The organism is Pseudomonas sp. TH37, from assembly GCF_016650735.1.
GTDB lineage: Bacteria > Pseudomonadota > Gammaproteobacteria > Pseudomonadales > Pseudomonadaceae > Aquipseudomonas > Aquipseudomonas farris.
The window spans coordinates 88,547-111,367 of record NZ_JAEKFD010000013.1 but is presented as its reverse complement, the minus strand read 5'-3'; the positions used below and the strand labels follow the sequence as shown (position 1 = coordinate 111,367).

The window sequence follows — 22,821 nt, the reverse complement described above, 5'->3', positions numbered from 1 at the left end:
GGCAATGCTTCGGGCAGGTCTCAGGCCGTGGCGGCCGGGGCTTTTTCACTGATGACCTGACCCGCTTCCATGCGCACCAGTTGATCGGCGACATCGAAGTAACGGTCGTCGTGGGAAATGACGATGATGGTCTTGCCCAGATACTTCAGTTCCGGCAGCAGTTCGGTGTAGAAAATTCGCCGGAAGACCGGATCCTGATCGGCTGCCCACTCGTCGAACACCAGCACCGGGCGCTCCTCTAGCCAGGCGTTCAACAGCGCCAGGCGCTTGCGCTGGCCGGTGGACAGATCGGTGGTGCTGAATGCGCCATCGCGGATGCTGACCTTGTGGGCGATTTCCAGGCGTTCCAGGTAACGGTTGGCGTCTTCGGGAACCTGCTGGTCGCCTTGCACCAGTTCATCAAACAGGAAGTAGTCGGCAAAAATCGTGGTGAACAACTGGCGATAATCGTCGCGGTTGCTGGCCAGTACCGGTGAGCCGTTGAGGATGATTTCACCGCCCTGTGGTGCGTAGAGGCCCAGCAGCAACTTGATCAGCGTGGTCTTGCCGCCGCCGTTCTCGCCGACGATGAAGACGATTTCGCCCTGGGCGATGGAGAGGTTGACCGGCCCGAGGGTGAAGGGTTTGCTGCCGTCCACCGGAGGGAACGCGTAATGCACGTCTCGCAATTCGAGGTGTTCGACGACCGTTTTGGGGGTGTTTTTGTCACTGAGCAGCAAGTGCGGCTCGGGCGAGGAAAACTGTTCGGCAAGGTCGGCAATACGCTTGAAGGCGATGTTGGCGCGGCTGACCACCGGCAGGGTGATGACCAGGTATTCCAGCGGACCTTTCATGTACAGCAACACCAGCACGAAACCGCTGAGGACCGCTTTATCGGTGCCCAGCCAGAACGATTGCAGGGCCAGCGCCAGGCCGATGACCACAAAAAACAGCATCGAACCGAAGGTCTTGGCCACCACGAACGTGTTGATCGAACGGATGTGGGTATTGCAGATGTAGTCGGCGGTGCCTTCGATGCGCTGGCTGAACATGCGTTGGCGGCGCGGGCGATGGATGCGCAGCTCCTTGGCGCCGGCCGCAATCGCGCTGTAGTGTTTTTGCAGTTCGTCTTCAGCTTCGCGAGCAGCTTCGAAGCCCTTGATGCCCTTGGCCCGGGCCACATATTGCACCACGGTGCCGATCACCAGCGCCACCAGCAACAGGGCAAACATCGGCAGCGACAGATAAGCCAGGTAGCTCAGGCAACCAAGGGTCACGGTGAAGGCAATGGCCAGCGGCGCAAAGGAGAAGGCGAAGCTGCTGACGGTGTCGACATCGTGGGTCAGGACCGGAATGAGCCGATGGCTGCGATACCGCTCGATCTGTTCGATCGGTGCCAACAGGACTTTCTCACCCAGGGATTTACGCAGCCCGGCAATGATGCGCTGCCCGACATGATTGGTGCCGATATCCGACAGAGTCGACGCCACCAGGGCCAGCACACACAGGCTGACAAACGTCACCAGCACACTGGCGGGTGGGCTGCCTTCGCCGTTCAGGGCGTTGTTGATGGTCGCAAGCAGGGCGGTAATGCTGAGTCCACCCAGCATGCCAAGCATGATCGACAGCACCACGACGACCCGAAAAGGCTTGAGCAGGCTGAGGACTTCACTGATGGCTCCGCGGGAATTCGAGGTCATGGGGGTTTCCGCTTCAAGTGCCGTTAAGGGCAGAAGTTCAAGGGTTGAGGTTCAAGAGTTGAGCTGTTCCTGGGCGCGCATCACAGGTCCCGCGCGACGCGAAAACCGATCCAGTCGCCACGGGTATCGGGGTAGGTGGCATTACGGTTGCCCGAACGCGAGAACACCGGTGCTTCACCCCAGTCATTGCCACGAATGCGCCGGGCCTTGCAGTCGCCGGTCAACCACGCGCTGCCATCGCTTGGTGCACCGGTGTAGTTCTCGTTGTAGCAATCGGCGGTCCACTCATAGACGTTGCCGTGCATGTCGTACACGCCGAAAGCGTTGGCCGGGAAACTGCCCGCCGGTGAGGTGAAGTTGTAACCATCGGCGGCGCCGTAGGTGTTGGCGTGTTTGGCGATGCTGTATTCCTTGCCTTCATCGAACGGGAAGGGGAACGGGCCACTGTTGCCCGCACGAGCGGCATACTCACGCAGCGATTCGCTGACCAGTCGATAGTGCTTGCCGGTCTTCTTCGAGAGCCAGGCCACGTAGGCATTGACCTCGGGGAAGTCCATGCACACCGCCGGATGCCTCGCGGTGCGTTCATAGCGGGGCACACCGGCCTTGCACTCGCGGCCCGGCCGGGTGTCGCCGTCGGGCATGACGTAACCGCTGTCGCGCAGGTACGCGTCCCACTCGCCGGCCAACACCTGAAAGCGGCTGATGGCCAAGGGTTTGGCGAAGGTTACCGGGTGCAACGGGCCTTCGTCGGGCTCGCGGCCCACCTCATTGTCCGGAGTGCCCATGGTGAAGGTTCCGGTGGGCAGCACGACCATCTCCGGGCAGTCCTTGCAGTCCTTGAAGATTTTCCCGGGCGGGGCAGGTGCTGCGGCCTGAACGGCGCCCGGCATCAGGCTTGCAACCACGGCGGCGAAGGCCAGTGCGGGGAGCGTCTTCAAGGAAAAACTACGCAGCTCACTGTTCATCATTGCTCTCGATAAAAAGTTGAAAGGAATCAGGGGCTGATGCCCGTCAGTTAAGTGAAGGCCAAGCCCTGTGGCGAGGGGGCTTGCCCCCGTTCGGCTGCGAAGCAGTCGCAAATCCGGTGCATGCGGTGTGCCTGGCAGAACGAGGGTTGCAGGTTTCAGGACTGCTTCGCAGTCCAACGGGGGCAAGCCCCCTCGCCACAGGTCTGCACTTGGCACATCCTTTTCTTAACTGACTGACATTCAACATGGGGTTGGGATCAGAGCTGTTTGTCGAGCAACGCCATGAAGCGGTCGACTTCAGCTTCGGTGTTGAGCAGCCCCGGCGCTGTGCGGATCACCGGGCCGACGTCGCGCTCCACGGCATCGGCGATCACGCGGTTTTGCATCAGCCAGGCGGCGATCTTGTCGCTGTCCTGACCCTTGACCCGAAAGAAGCTGAAACCGGACGACAGCTCGGGACTCAGGGGCGTGACCAGTTCGATCTGCGGGTGCGCTTGCAGGCGTTTTTTCATATAGCTGTTCAAGGCATGGATACGCGCCTGAACATCGGCCTTGCCCAATTGCAAATGCAGTTTGAAGGCTTCGTTCAGCGCCCAACGGTGCTCGAACGAGTGGTAGCCGCCCGGTGTCATGGTGGTGGAGAACGCCGTGGCTTCGGAGAAGGTCGGGATGATCGGCGTGACGTATTTGACCTCTTCACTGCGGCTGCAAACGATGCCCGTGCCACGGGGGCCGAACATCCATTTGTGGGTGCCGGCGATGAAGAAGTCGCAGTTCATGGCTGGAAAACTCAGGTCCTCGACACCAAAACCGTGCACGCCGTCGACCAGGTAGATGATGCGGTCCTGCTCGCTGCGGTGGCGGTTGTGCTTGTCCACCAGCGCGCCGATTTGCGCGATCGGCAGTTTCACGCCGCTGCCGGAGTGCACCCACGTCATACCCAGTACACGGGTTTCGGGTTTGATGTTCTGGTCGATCGAGGCAAGGATCTCGGCTTTGGAGGCCGTCTGCGGATCCTTGAACAGCCTGATCTTGCGCACCCGAGTGCCGTCCCGTTGGGTGCGCAGATTGAGGATCGTGTGGGTCGCGTAATGCTCGTGGGCGGTGGTAAGGATTTCCTGGTCGGGGCGCACATGCACACCGCCATAAATCATCGCCAGGCCTTCGGTGGTGCTGCCGGTCAGCGCGATCTGTTTGGCATTGGCTTGCAGGTAACGACCTGCCCAGACGCGCACCTCTTCTTCGCGCTGCTCGATAACACCCAGGTCCCAGTCCATGGCAAGCCCAGGGTTTTTATCGAGGGCGGCGCGGTGCATCTCGATCGCTTCACGCACCGGTTTGGGGTGCGAGGTGATCAGGAAGTTGGAAAAGTGCAGGTAGTCCGGATCCTGGTCGAACAGTTGTCGCAGTTGCGCCCATTTGTCCCCTGGCAGCGAGGGCTGTGGGGTGGCGCTGGCAACGTTGTGCAGGCCCGCAGTCAGGGGCAGGCCGGCGGCGAGAATCCCGGCCTGTTTCAGAAAGGTTCGACGATCGCTCATGGTTTGCTCGTGCCTTGATGTGAAATCAGCGCCGGCTTGGCGGCTTTCTGTACCTGATCCCAGACCCGCAGGAAGTTGCCGCCCCAGAGCTTGGCGATGTCTGCTTCGGAGTAGCCGCGCGAGATCAGTTCCGCCGTGACGTTGCGAATTTCACCGACGTTGTTCCAACCCTTGACCCCGCCACCTTCGTTGAAGTCGGAGCTGATGCCGACATGATCAATGCCGATTTTTCGCACCGTGTAATCGATGGCGTCACCGAGGTCCTTGAGGGTGGCTTTGGGTTCTTCTTCAAGAATCGCGTAGAGGCGGCTGGCGTACTGGCCGAATTTTTTCTCGGACCAGGCGGCGATGACCGGATCACCCGGCATCAGGGCCATGGAGAGGTTCGGCAGGGGGGGCAGGTCGAACTGTTTGCGCAGTTCGTTGAGTTTGTCCTGGGTGGTCTGGGTCAGCGGTCGCAGGTATTGGGAGAAACCGACCACCTGCACCACGCCGCCGCTGTTCTTGATCAGCTGCAATTCCTTGTCGCTGAGATTGCGCGGGATATCGACCATCGCCCGTGGCGCCGAGTGCGAAGCCACCATCGGCGTGCGGCTCAATTGCGCGACTTGCTCCAAGGCCTTGGTCGACATTTGCGACACGTCGATGATCACGCCCAGGTCATTCAAGCGATGCACGGCTTGCTTGCCCAGGTCCGAGAGGCCGTCGAGGGCATCTGGCGAATCGTTGAAAAACGGCAAGGGACGCGAAGAGTCGGCCCAGTCGTTATTGCCGATGTAGCTGAAACCGAACATGCGCATGCCGCGTGCCGTCCACAAGTCCAGCAGGTTCAGGTCATGGCCCAGCGGGTAGGCATTGAGCATGCTGATGAAAATCGCGAACTTGCCTTCTCCGTGCAAACGACGGAAATCGTCGGGGGTGTAGGCAATGGCAACCTGATTGGGAAAGTCGCGGACCATGCCGGAAATAATCTTGTAGCGGATTTCCTGCTGGTTACGTGCTTCTTCGACGAAACCGGCGGTGGGTCTGTGTGGCGCGTTGGCGCCATTCCACAGTTCGGGCCAGCCGAAAATCGTCAGGGCCGCACCGGACAGGTGTCCGCGGTTGGCCTTGACCAGGTCGAACTGACCTTTGCCATCCTTGTCAGCCTCGTTGCCTTGGGTGCCGAAATTTTGCATCAGGCTGATGTGGCTATCGAAGGAGAGCATGCGCTCGTGCAACTCGTCGGCCTGTTTCATCACCTTGATCGGATAACCGAGGTTGTCCTTGAACCCGTAATACCAGACCGCGAAGCCTGCACCGGCGCTGATCGCCAGGGCCAACGGCAGGCCGATGTAAAGAGCCTTTTTCGAACGTGGTTTTGTCATCGCCATCTCAGTCAGGTTCGCCGCCCCGGTACAGGTGCTGGGGCTTTTGCTATCTGGGAGGAACGAGTGGCTGGCCAGGGAATTTAGGTGGCTTGCAAAAGATCGCAGCCTTCGGCAGCCCCTACAAAGGCACGGCGAACACCTGTAGGAGCTGCCGAAGGCTGCGATCTTTTAAGGCCTTCCATAAATTTGTAGAGGTAACAAACGTTCTAGCTTGGATAAAGCCTGCTTCATGGCTGACACAGGTAGGGCGATGACGATTTCTCGACGATGGTTCATGGCAGGCCTGGCGCTGACCGGTGCTGCTGTGCCTGCGGCTTTTTATGGGCATCGCGAATGGACGAAGCCAGACCCGACGATCACCCCGGGTGAAGCGACCGTCGACCTGGCGGATACCGCGGGTCAGCAGTTGGCCAACTCGCTGCGAGGCATCTGGGATATCCGCTTCGAAGGTTCCCGCGCGGGCCTCGACGATTTACCGCAGAGTGGGCTGGAACTGTTTCTCGACATCGCCCAGCGCGGCCGCGGCCTGCGTGGCTGCCTCGATACCGCGCAACAGTTACGCAGCGAAACCGAGCCGCGTTACAGGGTGATCGGCGATCTGGTTTCGCCTGACGCCAGCCAGCTGTACTGGCGCCTGGTCGATACGCAATCGGCCACCGGCGCACCGGCTTATGAACTGGCGGTCGTGCTCGATGAAGTCTGGGCTGATTTCGGCAATGCCGGCAGTGGCACCCTCAGCGGGCGGGTCCTGCGTCTGGATCGCCCGCTCGGCTTGGCGGAACTGGACAATCGATTTGTCGCGCGCAAACGACTGTTCCCAGAAGCCCGAGAGCGTGTCGGTCTGAATCCGCCGTTGCTGGCGTGGCTGATTTCCCCTGAACACCGCTTGTTCCACCAGCTCTGGCACGCCACGCGGGACAAATGGCACAAACTCTCCGAAGACCAGCGCGGTGCCTTGCGCGGCATCGGCTGGCAGCCGGGCCCGCGGGGCGAGGAGCGCGATGCCCGTGGGCCGCGCAAAGACCGTAATGGCTCGGGGGTCGACTTTTTCTTCATGCACCGGCACATGCTCGGCACTGCGCGTTCGATGCAGGACCTGCCGTCCTGGCCGAGCTTCCCGATGCCGCAGCCGGAGCTTGAACGCGACCGTCAGGGCTTCGCCCGCTATTTCGACAATCACGATGGCACGGCGTTGCCACCCACCTGGCTGGCCGCCGATGATACCGAGTACACGCGGTGGGTCAGCGACATCAAGACCGCCGAAACCTATCACAGCAATTTTCAGGTTTGGGAATCGCGCTACCGTGATCCGCGTTATCTGTCGAAGCTGACCCTGGGGCAGTTCGGCTCAGAGATTGAGCTAGGCCTGCACGACTGGCTGCACATGCGCTGGGCCTCGGTGCCGCGCGATCCATCCAACGGTCAGCCGGTGCCTTTTGCTCGGGATCCAGCGGACTTTTCCGCGCGTTGGTATGCACCGGAAAATGACTTTCTCGGTGACCCGTTTTCATCCCACGTGAGCCCGGTGTTCTGGCACTTCCACGGCTGGATCGACGATCGTCTGGAAGACTGGTTCCGCGCTCACGAGCGCTTCCATCCGGGGGAGGTCAGCCGGCTCGAGGTCAATGGCGTGCCCTGGTTCGCCCCCGGTCGCTGGGTTGAAGTCGATGATCCGTGGCTCGGCCCGAGTACCCACGGTTGCAGCACCACGCCGGGATTACAGGCCGGCAAGTCGGTAGAAATGGACCCGGAAACCATGAAGCTGGCGCTGCGCATCACCTTCGGCACTGACGAAAAGAAACTCGCCGGGTTGTTTCGCCGCGTGCCGCAACGACCGTGGTATGCGCGGAATCTGAAGGTCAAGCCGATTACCAGCTAAGACCGAGTCATCGTTCAATCGCGGGCAAGCCCGCTCCCACAGGGATCCGTGTCGTACACAAATAGTGTGAACACCACCAAACACTGTGGGAGCGGGCTTGCCCGCGATAGCGGTTTAACTGTCACCACTATTACAACGCCTGCCACCCCCCACCCAACGCCTTATACAACGCAATGCTCGCCTGCAACCGCGACAACCGCAGCTGCACATTCGAATCTTGTGCCGCATACAACGTGCGCTGGGTTTCCAGCACCGTCAGCAAATCCTCGGCCCCAGCCTGATAGCGGCTTTGAGCGATGTTGAACGCGGTCTGCGCCTGGTTCAGCTCTTCGCGTTGCCACTCCCGCTGCTCATCCAGGCCACGAATGCTGTTGAGGGCTTTTTCGACGTCGGCGAAACCGTTGATGATCGCGCCTCGATAGGTTTCCAGCAGTTCTTGTTGACGGGCCGTGGCCTTGTCGCGCTCGGCGCCGAGGCGGCCGTTGTTGAAGATCGGCGCGACCAGTCCGGTGGTCAGGTTGTAGAACGGGCTGCGCAGAATATCGTTGGCCGTGTTGGCGCCCGAGCCGATGCTGGCGCTCAGGGTCACGGCGGGCAGCATGGCGGCGCGAGCGACAGTGACGTTGGCCTGGGCGGCGGCCAGTTGCGCTTCGGCGCGGGCGATGTCCGGGCGGCGGCTGAGCAGTTCGCTGGGCAGCCCGGCACCGATGGCTGGCCACTGAAGTTGAACGAAGGACTCCTGGCTCGGCGGCAGTTGCTGGACCGGCCGGCCAAGGAGGGCGGCGAGGCTGATCAGTACATCCTGGGCTTGCTGTCGAATCAGCGGCAGTTGCCGTTGTTGGGCCGCCACCAGGCTTTTCTGTTGCGCCAGTTCCAGTGCGGTGGCCGAACCCGAATCGAAACGGGTCTGCACCAGTTTCAGGACATTCTGTGCGTTGGCCAGGTTCAGCGCGGCAATGCGACTCTGTTCATCCAGCGACAAGGCTTGCGCGTAGCTGTTGGCAACCCCGCTGAGCAAGGTCAACTCAACCGTGGCTTGATCGAATTCGCTGGCTCGCAATCCTTGCTGCGCGCTGTCCCGGGACGCGCGTTTGCCGCCCCAGAAGTCAATTTCGTAACTGGCGCTGAGGTTGGCGTCGAAAAAATCCACGGCCTTGTCGTTGCTATCGACATCAAGTTGACTGTAGCCCTTGCCATGCAGCAGTTTCTGGCGGTTGGCGTTCATGCCGGCCTTGACCTCCGGCAGCTGCGAGCCGCCGGCAATCACCGTGTCGGCCTGAGCCTGGCGCACTCGAGCGATGGCGGCGGCCAGGTCATGACTGCCGACGCGGGCCTGTTCGATCAGACGATCAAGCTGCGGGCTGCCGAACTGCGTCCACCATTGCCGACTGTTCTGGGAAGCGCTTTCGCGGTGTGGCGATTGCCAGGCGGGCGGTGGTTGAATGCCGCTGTCCGGGCGCGGAGCGGGGTGGCTGCACGCGCCGAGTAACAGGCAAAGGGTCAACAGGCTCAGTTGCGGTTTCATAGATCGATCATTCACTGGTAAGGGCCGTGACCGGGTCGAGCCGGGCAGCTTTGCGGGCCGGCATGAAGCCGAAGACAACGCCGGTGATCAGTGCGCAGGCGAAGGCGCCGATGACGGCGGCCAGGGAAAAGGCGACCGCGACTTCGCTGAGCACCAATACGCCGCCGACGATCAGCGCCAGGGCGATCCCGGCGATCCCGCCGACCACCGAGAGCATCACCGCTTCAGTGAGGAACTGGCGCAGGATGTCGCGCTGACGGGCACCGGTGGCCATGCGGATACCGATCTCCCGGGTCCGTTCGCGCACGGTCATGAGCATGATGTTCATCACCCCGATCCCGCCCACCAGCAGCGAGATCGCCGCAATCGAACCGAGCATCAGCGACAGCGTATTCTGTGTGCTGGCCTCGGCCTGAATCATCGCGGCATTGTTGGTGAGTTCGAAATCGTGTTTGCCGTTATGCAGGCGCAGCATCAACTGCTCGATAGCTTTTTCGGTCTCCTTGACCTTGCGCGCGTCGGCTGCGGCAATGGCCACGTATTCGGGGTTGTGGGTGCCGAACAGCCGGACACTGGCCGCCGAGTAGGGCACCGCAATCCGGTTGTCGCTGTCGGAATCGCCGGAACTGGCGCCTTTTTCCGCGAGCACGCCGACGACCTGAAAGGGCACGTTTTCGATCAGGATGTATTGGCCGATGGGGTTGGCGACATCTTTGAGTAGCTTGGTGCGTACCTTATGGCCGATCACCGCGACCGCCGCCGCGTTGTGTTCATCAGCTTCGGTGAAGTAACTGCCCTGGACCACCGGCCAGTTGAAGATCGCCGGAAAATTGGTGTCATTGCCGCCGACATAACTCAGGTGGTCGAGGTTGCCGAAGCGTACCCCGGCTTCGGCACCGTTGACCGGCATGATCCGCATGACCTGCGGCAGGCTGGCCAGCGCCGCGACGTCATTAAGTGTCACGGTGCCCGGCGGCGTGCGCGGGTTGGGGGCGGAGCCGCTGAGGTAAATGATGTTCGAACCGAACGCGCCCATCTGTGCCATCACCTGACGCTTGCTGCCTTCGCCGACGGCCAGCATCACCACCACCGAAGCGACGCCGATGATTATTCCTAGCAGCGTCAGGGCGGTGCGGAAGCGATTGATCCACATCACCCGCCAGGCCGCGTGTACCGCATCCACCAGTTCACCTTTCCAGGCCCCGGTGGCCTCGGCACCTTCGGTCAGCCGCTTGCGCAAATCCACCGCTTGCACCGCACCGGGATTGGCCGATGTCTGGGCGGCGGGGTTGTCGCTGGCGCTGTCGCTGATGATCAGGCCGTCACGGATTTCGATGACGCGTTTGGCCCGCGCCGCCACGTCACGGTCGTGGGTGATGAGGATCACCACGTGACCCTGGCTCGCCAGTTCATCAAGCAGGGCCATGACCTCGGCTCCGCTGTGGCTGTCGAGCGCGCCGGTGGGTTCGTCGGCGAGGATGATGTGGCCGCCGTTCATCAAGGCGCGAGCGATGGACACCCGTTGCTGCTGCCCGCCGGAGAGCTGGTGCGGACGGTTGCCGGTGCGTGACGCCAGGCCGAGCCGATCGAGCAGGGCGGCGGCGCGAGCGTGACGTTCAGCTGCTGGGGTGCCGGCGTAGATCGCCGGCATCTCAACGTTTTCCTGGGCCGAGCCGGACGGGATCAGGTGATACCCCTGAAACACGAAACCGAACGCTTCGCGGCGCAACCAGGCCAGTTCATCGCTGTCGAGTCGGGCGACGTTTTCTCCCGCGAACAGATACTCGCCGGACGTCGGCCGGTCGAGGCAGCCGAGGATATTCATCAGCGTCGATTTGCCGGAGCCGGACGCACCGACGATCGCCACGAACTCCCCGGCGTGGATCGACAGGTCGATGCCGCGCAATACGTGAACTTCGGGCGAGTCGCCGCCACCATAGGATTTGCGAATGTCCTGCAGGTCGATCAGAGGCGTTTGCATTCAGCCTCCGCTGCCGTCGGCGGGACCGATCAACAAGTGATCGCCTTCGTCCAGACCGTCAAGGATCTGTACCTTCAGGCGATCGCTGATGCCGGTACGCACGGTGCGTTGCTCGATGTCACCGTTTTGGGCGACGACTCGAGCCGATTGACTGTCTGCTTGCGGGCCGCCCTGCAAGGCCGCGACCGGCGCGGTAAGGACGCTTTTTGCCTGATTGGAAACGAAGAACACTTGGGTGGTCATTTCCGCCATCAGCGCATTGTCGGCGTTGTCGACGTCCAGCAACACCGTGTACAGCACCACGCGGGCAGTGCCGCTTTTATTGGAACTGGCCGGGCTGCCGCCGCCCCGGCTGGTCTGGTCCAGCGGTTTGGGCGGTATCGGCAAGATCTGCCGTACCGTGCTGCTCCAGCGCCGATTGCCACCGCTGAGCGTGGTGAACCAGGCGGTCATGCCGGGTTTGACGTGTCCGATATCAGCCTCCGAGACTTCGGCCCAGACTGTCATGGGCGACAGTTTGGCGATGCGCAGGATGAGTGGCGTCTGTTGCTGGGCGTTGAGGGTCTGGCCTTCCCGGGCATCGAGGGCGACGACCGTTCCGCTCATCGGTGCGTAAATGCGCGTATAGCCGAGTTCGGCCTGATCGCTGCGCAGGCTGGCCTGGGCCTGGCGGATCTGCGCCTCAAACATGTCGATGCGCGCCTGGGTTGTGCGCAGTTCGGCCTGGGCCGTCTGCACATCTTCGTCGCGTGTGGCGCCGCCGGCGGCGAGGTTCTGTTGGCGTTGATATTTCTGCCGGGCCAGATCGTGCTGTGCCCGTTGCTCCTGAAGCTGCGCCTTGAGGTTGTCAATGGAAAAACGCCCGGCGTCGAGTTTGGCCTGTTGGGTGGAAGGGTCTATTTCCACCAGCAACTGGCCTTCCTTGACCACGTCACCGACCTCCACATGAATCTTGTGAATCTGCCCCGAGGCCTGGGCACCGACATCGACATAACGCCGCGGTTGCAGTGTCCCCAATGCCGTGACGCTGCTTTCAATGTCGCCGAGAGCGACCTGGACCGTGGCGAACCGATCTCGACCGGGAGGCAGAACCTGCCAGGCCGCGACGGCGATAACGGGGATCAGACAAAGGGCTACAAGCAGGGCGCGTCGGGTGTGACGGGGACGTTTCATGCAGGGTTCCGGCCAATAGGAATCGGCCCGTCGCTCAGCTGGCGTGCAAAATCTGCCGACAGCCGAACGCTGTCGGAGGGCCGACAGACACGGGGAGCTGTCCTGTAAACGATGAAGGCGGCGGGGAATTTAAGCGTGGACGTATCGAGTTACGAGCAAGGGTTACAGGTATAGGACAGCACTATTTATCAAGCAAATAGAAACAGCGCTTTAAATCTATATGAGAATTACTATAAATTACACGCTCGAAACTGCCACCATCGTGCCACTGCCTGCCTGCCTGGCGGTCGCGGATCTGGTTCAAGGATAGAAACCGCACCCTGTGCGGCCGGGAGTCATGTTGGAAAACTACTATCGCGAGCTGGTGTGTTTCCTGAACGCCAAGCTAGGCAACCGTCAGGTGGCCGAAGATGTGGTGCATGACGCTTATCTGCGGGTGCTGGAGCGTTCCAGTGAGACGCCGATCGAACAACCCCGGGCGTTTCTTTATCGCACCGCGCTCAATCTGGTGATTGACGACCATCGACGCAATGCCTTGCGGCAGGTCGAATCCCTGGACGTGCTCGACAGCGAAGAGCGCTATTTCACGCCATCCCCCCACAACAGTATCGATCACGGCCAGCGTCTGGACATGCTCCAGCGCGCACTGGCGGAGTTGCCACGGTTGTGTCGCGAGAGTTTTCTTTTGCGCAAGATCGATGGCTTGTCGCACCCGGAAATCGCCGAGCAGCTGGGTATTTCCCGGGCGCTGGTGGAAAAGCACATCGTCAATGCCATGAAGCATTGCCGGGTGCGAATGCGTCAGTGGGACGCTCACTGATCGCCACCGTTTAATCAGGCCTCGCTAAATTTTTTTTCATTGTCCTCGTTCCTATTCAACAGACGATCTGCTGCCACCAAAGGCCGGTCAGGTCACCCAGGCTTTATCCCCGCTGGCCCGGGGTTCATCCAGAGGACACTGGAAATGACACAGGCAATTGCATCGCCCATCGTTCACGACCTGATCGGCGTCGGTTTCGGCCCTTCGAACCTGGCTCTGGCCATCGCCCTGCAAGAGCGCGGGCCGAGCCAGGGCCAGCTGGATGTGTTGTTTCTCGACAAGCAGGCGGACTACCGCTGGCATGGCAACACCCTGGTCACCCAGAGCGAACTGCAGATTTCCTTTCTCAAGGATCTGGTGACACTGCGTAACCCGACTAGTCCGTATTCCTTCGTCAATTACCTCAAGCACCACGGTCGTCTGGTGGACTTCATCAACCTCGGCACCTTCTATCCGTGCCGCATGGAGTACAACGACTACCTGCGCTGGGTCGCCGGGCAATTTACCGAGCAGAGCCGTTATGGCGAGGAAGTGCTGGCCATCGAGCCGGTGCTGCACCAGCAGCAGGTCGAGGCACTGCGAGTGATCTCGCGTGATACGCAAGGTCAGCAGCATGTTCGCACCACCCGTTCGGTAGTGGTCAGCGCCGGCGGTACACCGCGCATTCCCGAAGCGTTCAAGGCACTCAAGGATGACGGCCGGGTGTTCCACCACTCCCAGTATCTGGAGCGCATGGCCAAGCAGCCGTGCGTGAACAACCAACCGATGAGCATCGCGATCATCGGCGGCGGGCAGAGTGCGGCGGAAGCCTTCATTGACCTGAACGACAGCTTCCCGTCGGTGCAGGTGGACATGATTCTGCGTGGCTCGGCCCTGAAGCCGGCCGATGACAGCCCTTTCGTCAACGAAGTGTTCTCGCCGGAGTTCACCGACCTGGTGTTCCAGCAGGCCAGTAGCGAACGCGAACGCCTGGTCAACGAGTACCACAACACCAACTATTCGGTGGTGGACATCGACCTGATCGAACGCATCTACGGCATCTTCTACCGTCAGAAAGTCTCGGGCATTGCGCGTCATGCATTCCGTACCCTGACCACTATTGAAAAAGCCACCGCCACCGAGCGCGGCATCGAGCTGGCGGTACGCAACAATGCCACCGGCGAAGTCACCGTTCGTTGCTATGACGCCGTGGTGCTGGCCACCGGTTACGAGCGCCAGATGCACCGCAAACTGCTGGCACCGCTGGAACAATACCTGGGCGATTTCGAGGTTGATCGCAACTACAAACTGATCACCGACGAACGTTGCAAGGCCGGCATCTACATGCAGGGCTTCTGCCAGGCCAGCCACGGCTTGAGCGACACCTTGCTGTCGATCCTGCCGATCCGTGCCGATGAAATCGCCGGTTCGCTGTATGACCATGGCAAGTCGTGGGGGCATGGCCGGTCGGTGATGGATTTGTTGTTGGCCACTGCCAGCTAAATTTTCGGCGCCTGCCAAGCCGCTATCGCGGGCAAGCCCGCTCCCACAGTTTGATCTTCAGTCACCAAATCTGTGTTCACTGAAGATCCCTGTGGGAGCGGGCTTGCCCGCGATGGGGCCCTCGAAAGCACCACAAATCCAGAATCCTCAACCCTCCTGAAGAATCCCGCACTGCAACGGCGCGGCGAATCCCGACCCGTTCCCTGAGAGCCATGTACTGAAGGGATAAGTGACACAGCTTTTAGGAAACGTCCTACAGAACGCTTCATGGCTCTTGCGTAGTCTTGCCGCCTCACTCATCAGGCATTGACCTGGAGGCACGCGATGACCAACAAAACCTTGCGTATCCTGATCGCCGACGAACAGCACTTTCACCGGATGAAAACCGAACGGCTGTTCAATCAGCTCGATTACTACAGGGTGGCGCCGGTACAAAGCCTTGCGGAGATGCTGACCCTGGTCGAATACGGCTGCGAGCCATTTGATCTGGTCGTCATCAATGCCTCGCTGGCGGGTGGGACACTGGACCTGCCTGGGTTCTTTCTCGATAACCGCCAGGTGCGTCATGCCTTGATTTACGCTTCGGCGCTGCCGGATTTTGCGTCCATTCAACGGCTGATGACGCTCATCGATCCACCTGCGTGTGAAGCTGCACCAGCCTTGAATCAAGAGCGATATCGGCAACGGATCGGTTGATTTTCGGGGCTACCGTTCGTCGGTACTATCACTTCTGTCAGGTACATTCTTTCTGCCTTCCATGCAAAAGTCTTAGCGCAGCCGTTGCGTCTGGTTCGTCGTTATCCGGCATGTATTCGTGCGCAATCGTCAGGTTTTTGCACAGGGAGTTTCCATGAAGTCAGTGCTGATTGTGGACGATCATCCGGTGGTACGCGCCGCAGTCAAAATCGTACTGGAGAAGGAGGGTTTCAAACGGATTCATGAGGCTGCCAGCGGTAGCGAGGCGTTGTCGATGCTGCGAGAGCATTCACCCTCGCTGGTGGTGCTGGATCTGGTCATGCCCGAAGGCGACGGGCTGGAACTGCTGGACCGGATCAGGACCGGTGATTGGTCATGTCAGGTACTGGTTTTCACGTCCCTGGATCCGCTGTTTTTTCAAGAGCGTTGCATGCGCGCCGGAGCCATGGCGTATGTCTCCAAGACCAACGTCCTGAGTCAATTGCAAAAGGCCGTGCATGCGGTCATGACCGGCTACACCTATTTCGCACGACTGCCTTCGGGTTCGCAGAACCCCCTGCAACGCAGCGAAAAACAGATGATCGACAAACTCTCCAACCGTGAACTGACGATCCTGCAATACCTGGCCCGGGGCATGACCAACAAGGCGATCGGCGAGCTTATGCACTTGAGCCACAAGACTGTCAGCACCTACAAGACTCGCTTGATCGAAAAGCTCGGGGTGAACGCAGCGGTGCACTTGCGCGATTTTGCCAAGCGCAATCATCTGATCTGAGTGAGCCCGATCATGCGCATGTTGCTGTTGGCCTTGGCACTGAGTCTTTTAACGCAGTTGCCTGCGGCGATGGCTGACGAGCCGCAGCGGTTGCACCTGTTGGGGCGCTCCACGGCGGAGGGTTTTCAGGTCAAGCTGGACGAACAGGACTGGCAATGGCTGCGCGATAAACGGGCCTTGCGCCTGGGGGTGACGGGGGCGGATTACCCGCCGTTCGAAGTGACGCGCCACCGCGATGAGCTGGAGGGCATCACGGCCGATTACGCCGAACTGCTGGGGCAACTGCTGCATGTCAAAATCGACGTGCTGCGTTATGCCACCCGTGAAGCCGCCATGGACGCCCTCAAACGCCATGAGCTGGATCTGCTCGGAACATCGAACAACTTCGAAGCGGCTGACCCCGCACTGACCCGGTCCCGAGCCTATGCCGAAGATCAGCCGATGCTGGTCACCCGACTGGACGAGCGAATGCCCGTCGACCTTGCCGGCAAACGTATCGCCATGGTCGATGACTATTTGCAGGCGCAGACCGTTGAAGCGTTTTATCCCGATGCAAGTTTGCAGCGTTATCCCTCGGCACTCGACGCGCTCGGAGCGGTAGCGTTCGGGCCAGACGATGTGTACCTCGGCGACTTCATCAGCGCCAATTACCTGATCAACAATAACTACCTCAACAATGTGCATCTGGCGGGGCCTTCCGGTCTGGATGCCAATCCGTTCGGCTTCGCTTTGGCGATGGACAACCCGCGTCTCAAAAGCATCATCGACAAGGCCCTGGCGGCGATTCCGATGGAACAGCGTGTGGTCATCGAGGTGCGCTGGAGTGCCGGCAGGGCCAACACGGCGGGGCAACAGCAGGTGCGTTTGAGTCCCAGTGAACAACGCTGGCTGGACCGGCATCCGGCGGTCACTGTCGGCGCGATCGACAACTTTGCCCCACTGACGTTCTACGATGCCCAAGGCCGGCTCAGCGGGTTGACGGCGCAGTTGCTGATGCTGATCAGCCAGCGCAGCGGTTTGACCTTTCAGATGCAACGCGGCCGCTCACTGGACCGGCAAATCGAGCAACTCCAGAACGGCGAGATCGACCTGTTGCCTGTGGTCACCCCCAGCACCGAGCGCGAAGACGCGTTGCTGTTTACCCGCGCCTACCTCAGCAATCCATTTGTGCTGGTCAGCGCAACGACGACGGGCAGCCCCAGGACGCTGGACGATCTGGCCGGTAAACGCCTGGCGATTTATCGCGGTCATCCGTTGTTCGGGTTCATCCAGGCCCGGGCGCCGCAGGTGCGTCTGGTCGAGGTGCAAAGTCCGGCCGAGGGCATGGAATGGGTGATCAAGGGGCAGGCAGATGCGACGCTCAGTTCATTGATCGTCGCCCGTTACCTGATCGCTCGGCATTACCCTGATCGTCTGCGCGTTAGCAGCACCGTGGGCGATCAACCCGCTCGTATCGCCTTGGCCACCCGCCGCGGCGCGCTGGAGTTGCACTCGATTCTGAACAAGGCGTTGCTGAGCATTTCACCTCAGGAAATGGACGATCTGGTGGCCCGCTGGAGTCATGATGTGGTGTTGGATGACAGCTATTGGCTGCGTCATCGTCAGGGCATTCTTCAGGCGTTTGCCGTGGCTGGCGCCTTGCTGTTGCTCGCCCTGGGCTGGATCGCCTGGCAGCGCCGGCAGATCCGCCAGCGTCAGCAGTGGGTGCAGCAGTTGCAGGATGCCAAGAACGAGGCGGACGATGCCAATCGCGCCAAAACCACTTTTCTGGCAACCATGAGTCATGAGATCCGCACGCCGATGAATGCCCTGATCGGCATGCTTGAATTGGCCCTGAAACGTGCCGACGAGGGCGTCACCGATCGTTTTGCCATTGAGGTGGCGTCCGGTGCCGCACAACAATTGCTGGCGCTGATCGGTGACATTCTGGACATCGCCCGCATCGAGTCGGGGCATTTATCCCTGACACCTGAGCGGGCCAATCTTCGGCGGCTGGTGGAATCGGTGAGTGGGGTTTTCGAAGGCCTTGCGCGCCAGAATGAACTGACGTGGCGAATCGATCTGGATGAACACAGCGACTGCGACGTGTTGATCGACCCCACCCGTTTCAAGCAGGTGCTGTCCAATCTGCTGAGCAATGCGATCAAGTTCACCCGTGAGGGCGAGGTGAGCCTGACGCTGCGGGTGACGCCCGTGACGCCGGAGCATCTGGCGGTCAGTGTGCGCATTGAAGACACCGGCATTGGCATCAGCAACGTCGATCGGCAACGGTTGTTCAGCCCGTTCGCCCAAGCCAGCAATAACCAGCAGTCAGCTCGCGGCGGCTCCGGGTTGGGCCTGGTGATCAGCCGCACCCTGTGCGAAATGATGGGTGGCCGGTTGCAACTCGACAGTGTCCTCGGGCAAGGCACACAGGTTGACATCAACCTTGAGCTGATCGCACTGCAACCGTTGCCTTCCATTGAGGCAGTGAATAGCGGGTTGCAGGTGCGCTCACTGACGATTCTGGTGGTCGACGATCACCCGGCTAATCGATTGTTGCTTTCACGACAACTGAGCCACCTGGGGCATCGTGTTCAGGAAGCCGAAGAGGGCGAGCGGGGGCTTGAGCTGTGGCGCGAACATGAGTTTGATCTGGTGGTTACCGACTGCAATATGCCGAGGCTCAGTGGTTATGAACTGGCGGGTGCAATCCGCGATGAAGAGCGCGCCCAGGGATTAACGTCGACGCTGATTCTGGGCTTTACCGCCAATGCGCAGCCCGAGGAAAAAATCCGCTGCCTGGAGGCCGGGATGGACGACTGCCTGTTCAAACCCATCCTGCTGGCGGATTTGAGCGCATGGTTGGCGTCCAGGTTTGCAAGCGAAGCGCAATCGATACCCGAGATAGACCTGAGTGGTCTGGAGCAATACATCGGTGCGGACCGTACGCTGCTCGATCATCTGGTGCGCGAACTGGTTGTGACCAATCGGACCGATCGTGAGGATCTGCTTCAGGCGCACGCCAGTGGTAATTGCGATGACCTGCGAGACCTGGCACACCGCATCAAGGGCGGTGCGCGCATGGTCCGGGCGGAACGTTTGGTCAAGGGCTGCGAGCAATTGGAGCGTGTGATTGACAAGGCTGACAAGGCGGCACTCGACAAAGCCGTCCGCCAGCTGGAGGACGCCATGTCATCGCTGGATAAGCGTTTAAGCCAGAGCTGAAGCTCAATCCCACTGCGGCGCAATACCTTTGGGGCTGGTCAGCCGCTGGCCGCGATCCAGGTCTGCGATCAGCGCCATGTCGGCATCGCTCAGGGGCAGGGCGCAGGCTTGCAGATTGCTTTGCAGGTTGGCGCGTTTGGTGGAGGAAGGAATCACCGCGTGCCCCAGTTGCATGGCCCAGGCCAGCGTGACTTGGGCTGGTGTCGCCTGAAGGCGATCGGCGATCTGCTGGATGAGCGGATCCTTCAGCACTTCGCCGTAGGCCAGGGTCATGTAAGAGGTGATCTGAATGCCTTGGCTTTGGGCGAATTCGACAACCTTGCGGTTTTGCAGGTACGGGTGCAGCTCGATCTGGTTGGTGGCGATGTTCTCGGCACCGATGGCGGCAATGGCCTGTTGCATCAGGTCGACCGTGAAGTTGGACACGCCGATCTGCCGGGTCAGGCCCAGTCGTTTGGCTTCGAGCAGCGCACCCATGAATTCTTCGACCGGCACCTGATTTTCCGGCGACGGCCAGTGGATCAGCGTCAGGTCCAGGTAATCGGTTTGCAGTTTATTCAGGCTCTCTCTGAGGCTGTCGATCAACCGGTCTTTGGCAAAGTTGGCGACCCAGATTTTGCTGGTGATGAACAGCTCTTCACGAGCAATGCCGCTGGCCGTGATGGCGTGACCGACCTCGGCTTCGTTTTCATAGATTTGCGCGGTATCGATGACCCGGTAACCCAGCTCAAGACCAGTGCTCACCGAATCGATGACCACCTGGCCTTGCAGGCGAAACGTACCAAGACCGAATGCGGGGATAGACATCAATGACTCCAGGGGTTGTAGTGGGAATGAGCGGGAGTATCCCCGGCTCTACCCTTGAGAAAAACCGCTGGATCGGCAAAGCACTGTTTACCGTAAGTCATGAATGGACCGTTGAAAGGTCAAAAGATCGCAGCCTTCGGCAGCTCCTACGGGAGTACGCCTATCCTCTGTAGGAGCTGCCGAAGGCTGCGATCTTTTGATCTGCTGCTCTTAAGCAATATCACTATGGCTGAATTCCTCACCCAGAAAGTCGATCAAGGTCCGCACCGACGGCAACAATCCGCGTCGTGACGGGAAGATCGCGTGCACGATCCCGCACTTGGGTGTCCAGCCCGGCACCAGTTCCACCAGTCGCCCGGCAGCAATGTCATCACGCACCACCACGCTAGGCAGATGGGCAATGCCGATGCCGGCGAGCACTGCATGACGCAAGGCCAGCAAGTCGTCGGTGACCATCCGCGGGGTATGACGAATCAGCGCGCTGGCGCCATCGGCACCGAACAATTCCCACTGATATTCACGCTGTGCGCCACCCCAATGCACGCTCGGCAGACCGCTGAGATCAGCCGGCGTGGCCGGCGACGACAAGCGCTGCAAAAACGCCGGAATGCCCACCAGGCATTGGGTGCTGTTGCCCAGCACCTTCATCACCATGTCGGTGTTTTCCAGCGGTGGAAAGCGCACGCGCAGAGCGATATCGAACCCTTCATGGATCAGATCGACCCGGCGGTTGGTGCTTTCGATAAACAACTCCACCAACGGGTATTTGAGCATGTAGCGGGTCAGCATCGGCCCGACCCAGGAATTCAGCAGCGCCGTCGGGCAACTGATGCGCACCAGGCCCTGGGGTTCGGAGCGATTGCGTTCGATCAACTCGGCGGCGCTTTCGGCTTCCACCCGCATGGCCAGGCAACGCTGGTAATAAGCCTGGCCGATTTCGGTCAACGAGCAATGCCGGCTACTGCGGTGCAGCAAGCGCACACCGAGGCGCTCTTCGAGCTCGGCGATGCGTCGGCTGAGCTTGGATTTGGGCATGTCCAGCGCGCGCCCGGCCGGGGCGAAACCGTGGTGTTCCACCACTTGGGTGAATAGGTACAGGGTGTTGAGGTCTTCCACCATCGTTCTCCAAATAGAACGCTAAGGCTGATTTTTGCAGTCTAGCGCAGCAAAGGCGTCGGTTTTAAGCTTTGTCCATCGCGTCACACAACAGATTTGGAGGAAAAGATGAAAAACATCATCGGTATCTACACCAGCCCACGACCTCATTGGGTCGGCGACGGTTTTCCGGTTCGCACGCTGTTTTCCTACGACAACCTGGGCAAACACATCAGCCCGTTTCTGCTGCTGGATCACGCCGGTCCCGCCGAATTCACCCCGACCACCGAGCGTCGTGGCGTTGGTCAGCATCCGCACCGTGGTTTCGAAACCGTGACTATTGTTTACAAGGGCGAAGTGGAACACCGCGACTCCACTGGCTGCGGCGGCAAGATCGGCCCCGGCGATGTGCAATGGATGACCGCGGCCTCGGGGATTCTTCATGAAGAGTTCCACTCCGAAGGTTTCGCCAAGAGCGGCGGCACTCTGGAAATGGTGCAGCTGTGGGTCAACCTGCCGGCCAGGGACAAGATGGCCGAGCCTGGTTACCAGACGATTCTCGACGGTGACATCCCGAGCATCCCACTGAAGAACAACACTGGCAGCTTGCGTTTGATCGCCGGTGAGTTCGAAGGCCACAGCGGCCCGGCGCGCACCTTTACGCCAATCGACGTATGGGACGTTCGTTTGAACGCCGGCAAGTTGCTGACCCTGGATCTGCATGAAGGGCGCAACACGGCGCTGGTGGTGCTGCGTGGCACGGTTCAGGTCAATCAAAAGGAACTGGTGCGTGAAGGGCAGTTGGCGTTGTTCGAGCGCGACGGTGATCAGCTCAGTCTGGAAGCCAATAACGACGCCGTGGTGCTGCTGCTCAGCGGCGATCCGATCGACGAGCCCATCGTCGGCCATGGTCCGTTCGTGATGAACACCGAGCAAGAAATTCACCAGGCCTTTGCCGACTTCCAGTCGGGCCAGTTCGGCCGGATGAGCGATTGAAATCATTGTTGTAGCGCTGTGGCGTCCCGGGCTTGTCTGACTACGCTTGCCTGGCCGCGTTGAAACGAAAAAACAGAGTTCACTTACGCCGGCCCGTTCGGCATCGATAAAAAGCGAGGATTACCCCATGACTACTTCCTACAAACGTCTCGACAAGGATAACGCCGCCGTTCTGCTGGTGGATCATCAGGCTGGTTTGCTTTCTCTGGTGCGCGACATCGATCCGGATCGTTTCAAGAACAACGTGCTGGCCCTGGCCGACCTGGCCAAGTACTTCAAGCTGCCAACGATTCTGACCACCAGTTTTGAAACCGGCCCCAATGGCCCACTGGTACCGGAACTCAAGGCATTGTTCCCGGACGCGCCGTACATCGCTCGCCCTGGTCAGATCAACGCCTGGGACAATGAAGATTTCGTCAAGGCGATCAAGGCCACCGGCAAGAAACAACTGATCATCGCGGGTGTGGTGACTGAGGTTTGCGTGGCATTCCCGGCACTGTCGGCCCTGGCCGAAGGCTTTGAGGTGTTCGTGGTGACCGATGCGTCCGGCACGTTCAACGAACTGACCCGTCAATCGGCATGGGATCGCATGTCGTCCTCCGGTGCCCAGTTGATGACCTGGTTCGGCCTGGCCTGTGAACTGCATCGCGACTGGCGCAACGACGTGGAAGGTCTGGCGACCCTGTTCTCCAACCATATCCCGGACTACCGCAACCTGATGACAAGCTACAACACCCTCACCAACAGCAAGTAAACCCTGGCAGCACATGCACACATATCCTGTGGGAGCGGGCTTGCCCGCGATAGCGGTCGATCAGTCAACATCA

Annotated in this window: 17 protein-coding genes; 8 read left to right on the top strand and 9 right to left on the bottom strand. The window is 60.3% G+C overall.

Features of this window, described 5'->3' with window-relative positions; genetic code table 11:
- Positions 1-20 precede the first annotated feature (20 nt).
- The 4 genes from JFU11_RS25855 to pvdM all read right to left on the bottom strand — a co-directional run bounded on the left by JFU11_RS25855 (position 21) and on the right by pvdM (position 5,555).
- Positions 21-1,679 (bottom strand): cyclic peptide export ABC transporter, encoded by a 1,659-nt coding sequence (locus JFU11_RS25855; RefSeq protein ID WP_201062515.1) that lies wholly within the window; start codon positions 1,677-1,679, stop codon positions 21-23.
- Between the two features lie 80 nt (positions 1,680-1,759).
- Complete coding sequence (locus tag JFU11_RS25850; RefSeq protein WP_123720422.1) at positions 1,760-2,647, bottom strand: formylglycine-generating enzyme family protein; 888 nt, start codon at positions 2,645-2,647, stop codon at positions 1,760-1,762.
- A 260-nt stretch (positions 2,648-2,907) separates the two neighbouring features.
- The gene (locus tag JFU11_RS25845) at positions 2,908-4,188 is read right to left on the bottom strand and encodes an aminotransferase class V-fold PLP-dependent enzyme (RefSeq protein ID WP_201062514.1); all 1,281 of its coding nucleotides are present in this window, start codon (positions 4,186-4,188) and stop codon (positions 2,908-2,910) included.
- Positions 4,185-5,555, bottom strand: a complete 1,371-nt coding sequence (gene pvdM, locus JFU11_RS25840; RefSeq protein WP_201062513.1) for a pyoverdine-tailoring dipeptidase-like protein PvdM — start codon at positions 5,553-5,555, stop codon at positions 4,185-4,187. Before pvdM ends, JFU11_RS25845 begins: the two co-directional genes overlap by 4 nt.
- A gap of 253 nt (positions 5,556-5,808) precedes the next feature.
- Here pvdM and JFU11_RS25835 point away from each other — a divergent pair, with 253 nt between their 5' ends.
- A complete protein-coding gene (locus JFU11_RS25835) occupies positions 5,809-7,437 on the top strand; it encodes a hypothetical protein (protein WP_201062512.1) in 1,629 nt (542 codons plus the stop codon).
- A gap of 130 nt (positions 7,438-7,567) precedes the next feature.
- Here the strand turns inward: JFU11_RS25835 and JFU11_RS25830 are convergent, their stop codons facing one another.
- Genes JFU11_RS25830 through JFU11_RS25820 form a run of 3 tightly spaced genes read right to left on the bottom strand, consistent with a single transcriptional unit; the run spans position 7,568 to position 12,116 of the window.
- Entirely contained in the window at positions 7,568-8,962 is a 1,395-nt protein-coding gene (locus JFU11_RS25830) for an efflux transporter outer membrane subunit (protein WP_201062511.1), read from the bottom strand.
- 7 nt (positions 8,963-8,969) lie between these two features.
- A complete protein-coding gene (locus JFU11_RS25825) occupies positions 8,970-10,943 on the bottom strand; it encodes a MacB family efflux pump subunit (protein WP_201062510.1) in 1,974 nt (657 codons plus the stop codon).
- Positions 10,944-12,116 (bottom strand): efflux RND transporter periplasmic adaptor subunit, encoded by a 1,173-nt coding sequence (locus tag JFU11_RS25820; RefSeq protein WP_201062509.1) that lies wholly within the window; start codon positions 12,114-12,116, stop codon positions 10,944-10,946. It abuts the gene before it with no gap.
- A gap of 337 nt (positions 12,117-12,453) precedes the next feature.
- Here JFU11_RS25820 and JFU11_RS25815 point away from each other — a divergent pair, with 337 nt between their 5' ends.
- The 5 genes from JFU11_RS25815 to JFU11_RS25795 all read left to right on the top strand — a co-directional run bounded on the left by JFU11_RS25815 (position 12,454) and on the right by JFU11_RS25795 (position 19,096).
- Complete coding sequence (locus JFU11_RS25815) at positions 12,454-12,936, top strand: sigma-70 family RNA polymerase sigma factor (protein ID WP_123720415.1); 483 nt, start codon at positions 12,454-12,456, stop codon at positions 12,934-12,936.
- Between the two features lie 144 nt (positions 12,937-13,080).
- Positions 13,081-14,418 (top strand): SidA/IucD/PvdA family monooxygenase, encoded by a 1,338-nt coding sequence (locus JFU11_RS25810; RefSeq protein WP_201062507.1) that lies wholly within the window; start codon positions 13,081-13,083, stop codon positions 14,416-14,418.
- A gap of 324 nt (positions 14,419-14,742) precedes the next feature.
- On the top strand, positions 14,743-15,114 hold the full coding sequence (locus tag JFU11_RS25805; protein WP_201062506.1) for a hypothetical protein: 372 nt from the start codon (positions 14,743-14,745) through the stop codon (positions 15,112-15,114).
- Between the two features lie 154 nt (positions 15,115-15,268).
- A complete protein-coding gene (locus JFU11_RS25800; RefSeq protein ID WP_123720412.1) occupies positions 15,269-15,889 on the top strand; it encodes a response regulator transcription factor in 621 nt (206 codons plus the stop codon).
- 12 nt (positions 15,890-15,901) lie between these two features.
- The gene (locus JFU11_RS25795; protein ID WP_201062505.1) at positions 15,902-19,096 is read left to right on the top strand and encodes a transporter substrate-binding domain-containing protein; all 3,195 of its coding nucleotides are present in this window, start codon (positions 15,902-15,904) and stop codon (positions 19,094-19,096) included.
- Positions 19,097-19,099: 3 nt separating this feature from the next.
- On the opposite strand, the gene dkgB is transcribed toward JFU11_RS25795, so the two are convergent.
- The gene (dkgB, locus tag JFU11_RS25790) at positions 19,100-19,903 is read right to left on the bottom strand and encodes a 2,5-didehydrogluconate reductase DkgB (RefSeq protein WP_123720410.1); all 804 of its coding nucleotides are present in this window, start codon (positions 19,901-19,903) and stop codon (positions 19,100-19,102) included.
- A gap of 210 nt (positions 19,904-20,113) precedes the next feature.
- Entirely contained in the window at positions 20,114-21,022 is a 909-nt protein-coding gene (locus JFU11_RS25785; RefSeq protein ID WP_201121405.1) for a LysR substrate-binding domain-containing protein, read from the bottom strand.
- Positions 21,023-21,127: 105 nt separating this feature from the next.
- Here JFU11_RS25785 and JFU11_RS25780 point away from each other — a divergent pair, with 105 nt between their 5' ends.
- The gene (locus JFU11_RS25780) at positions 21,128-21,994 is read left to right on the top strand and encodes a pirin family protein (protein ID WP_201062503.1); all 867 of its coding nucleotides are present in this window, start codon (positions 21,128-21,130) and stop codon (positions 21,992-21,994) included.
- A 127-nt stretch (positions 21,995-22,121) separates the two neighbouring features.
- Complete coding sequence (gene ycaC, locus JFU11_RS25775; RefSeq protein WP_008011497.1) at positions 22,122-22,748, top strand: isochorismate family cysteine hydrolase YcaC; 627 nt, start codon at positions 22,122-22,124, stop codon at positions 22,746-22,748.
- Positions 22,749-22,821: the final 73 nt, after the last annotated feature.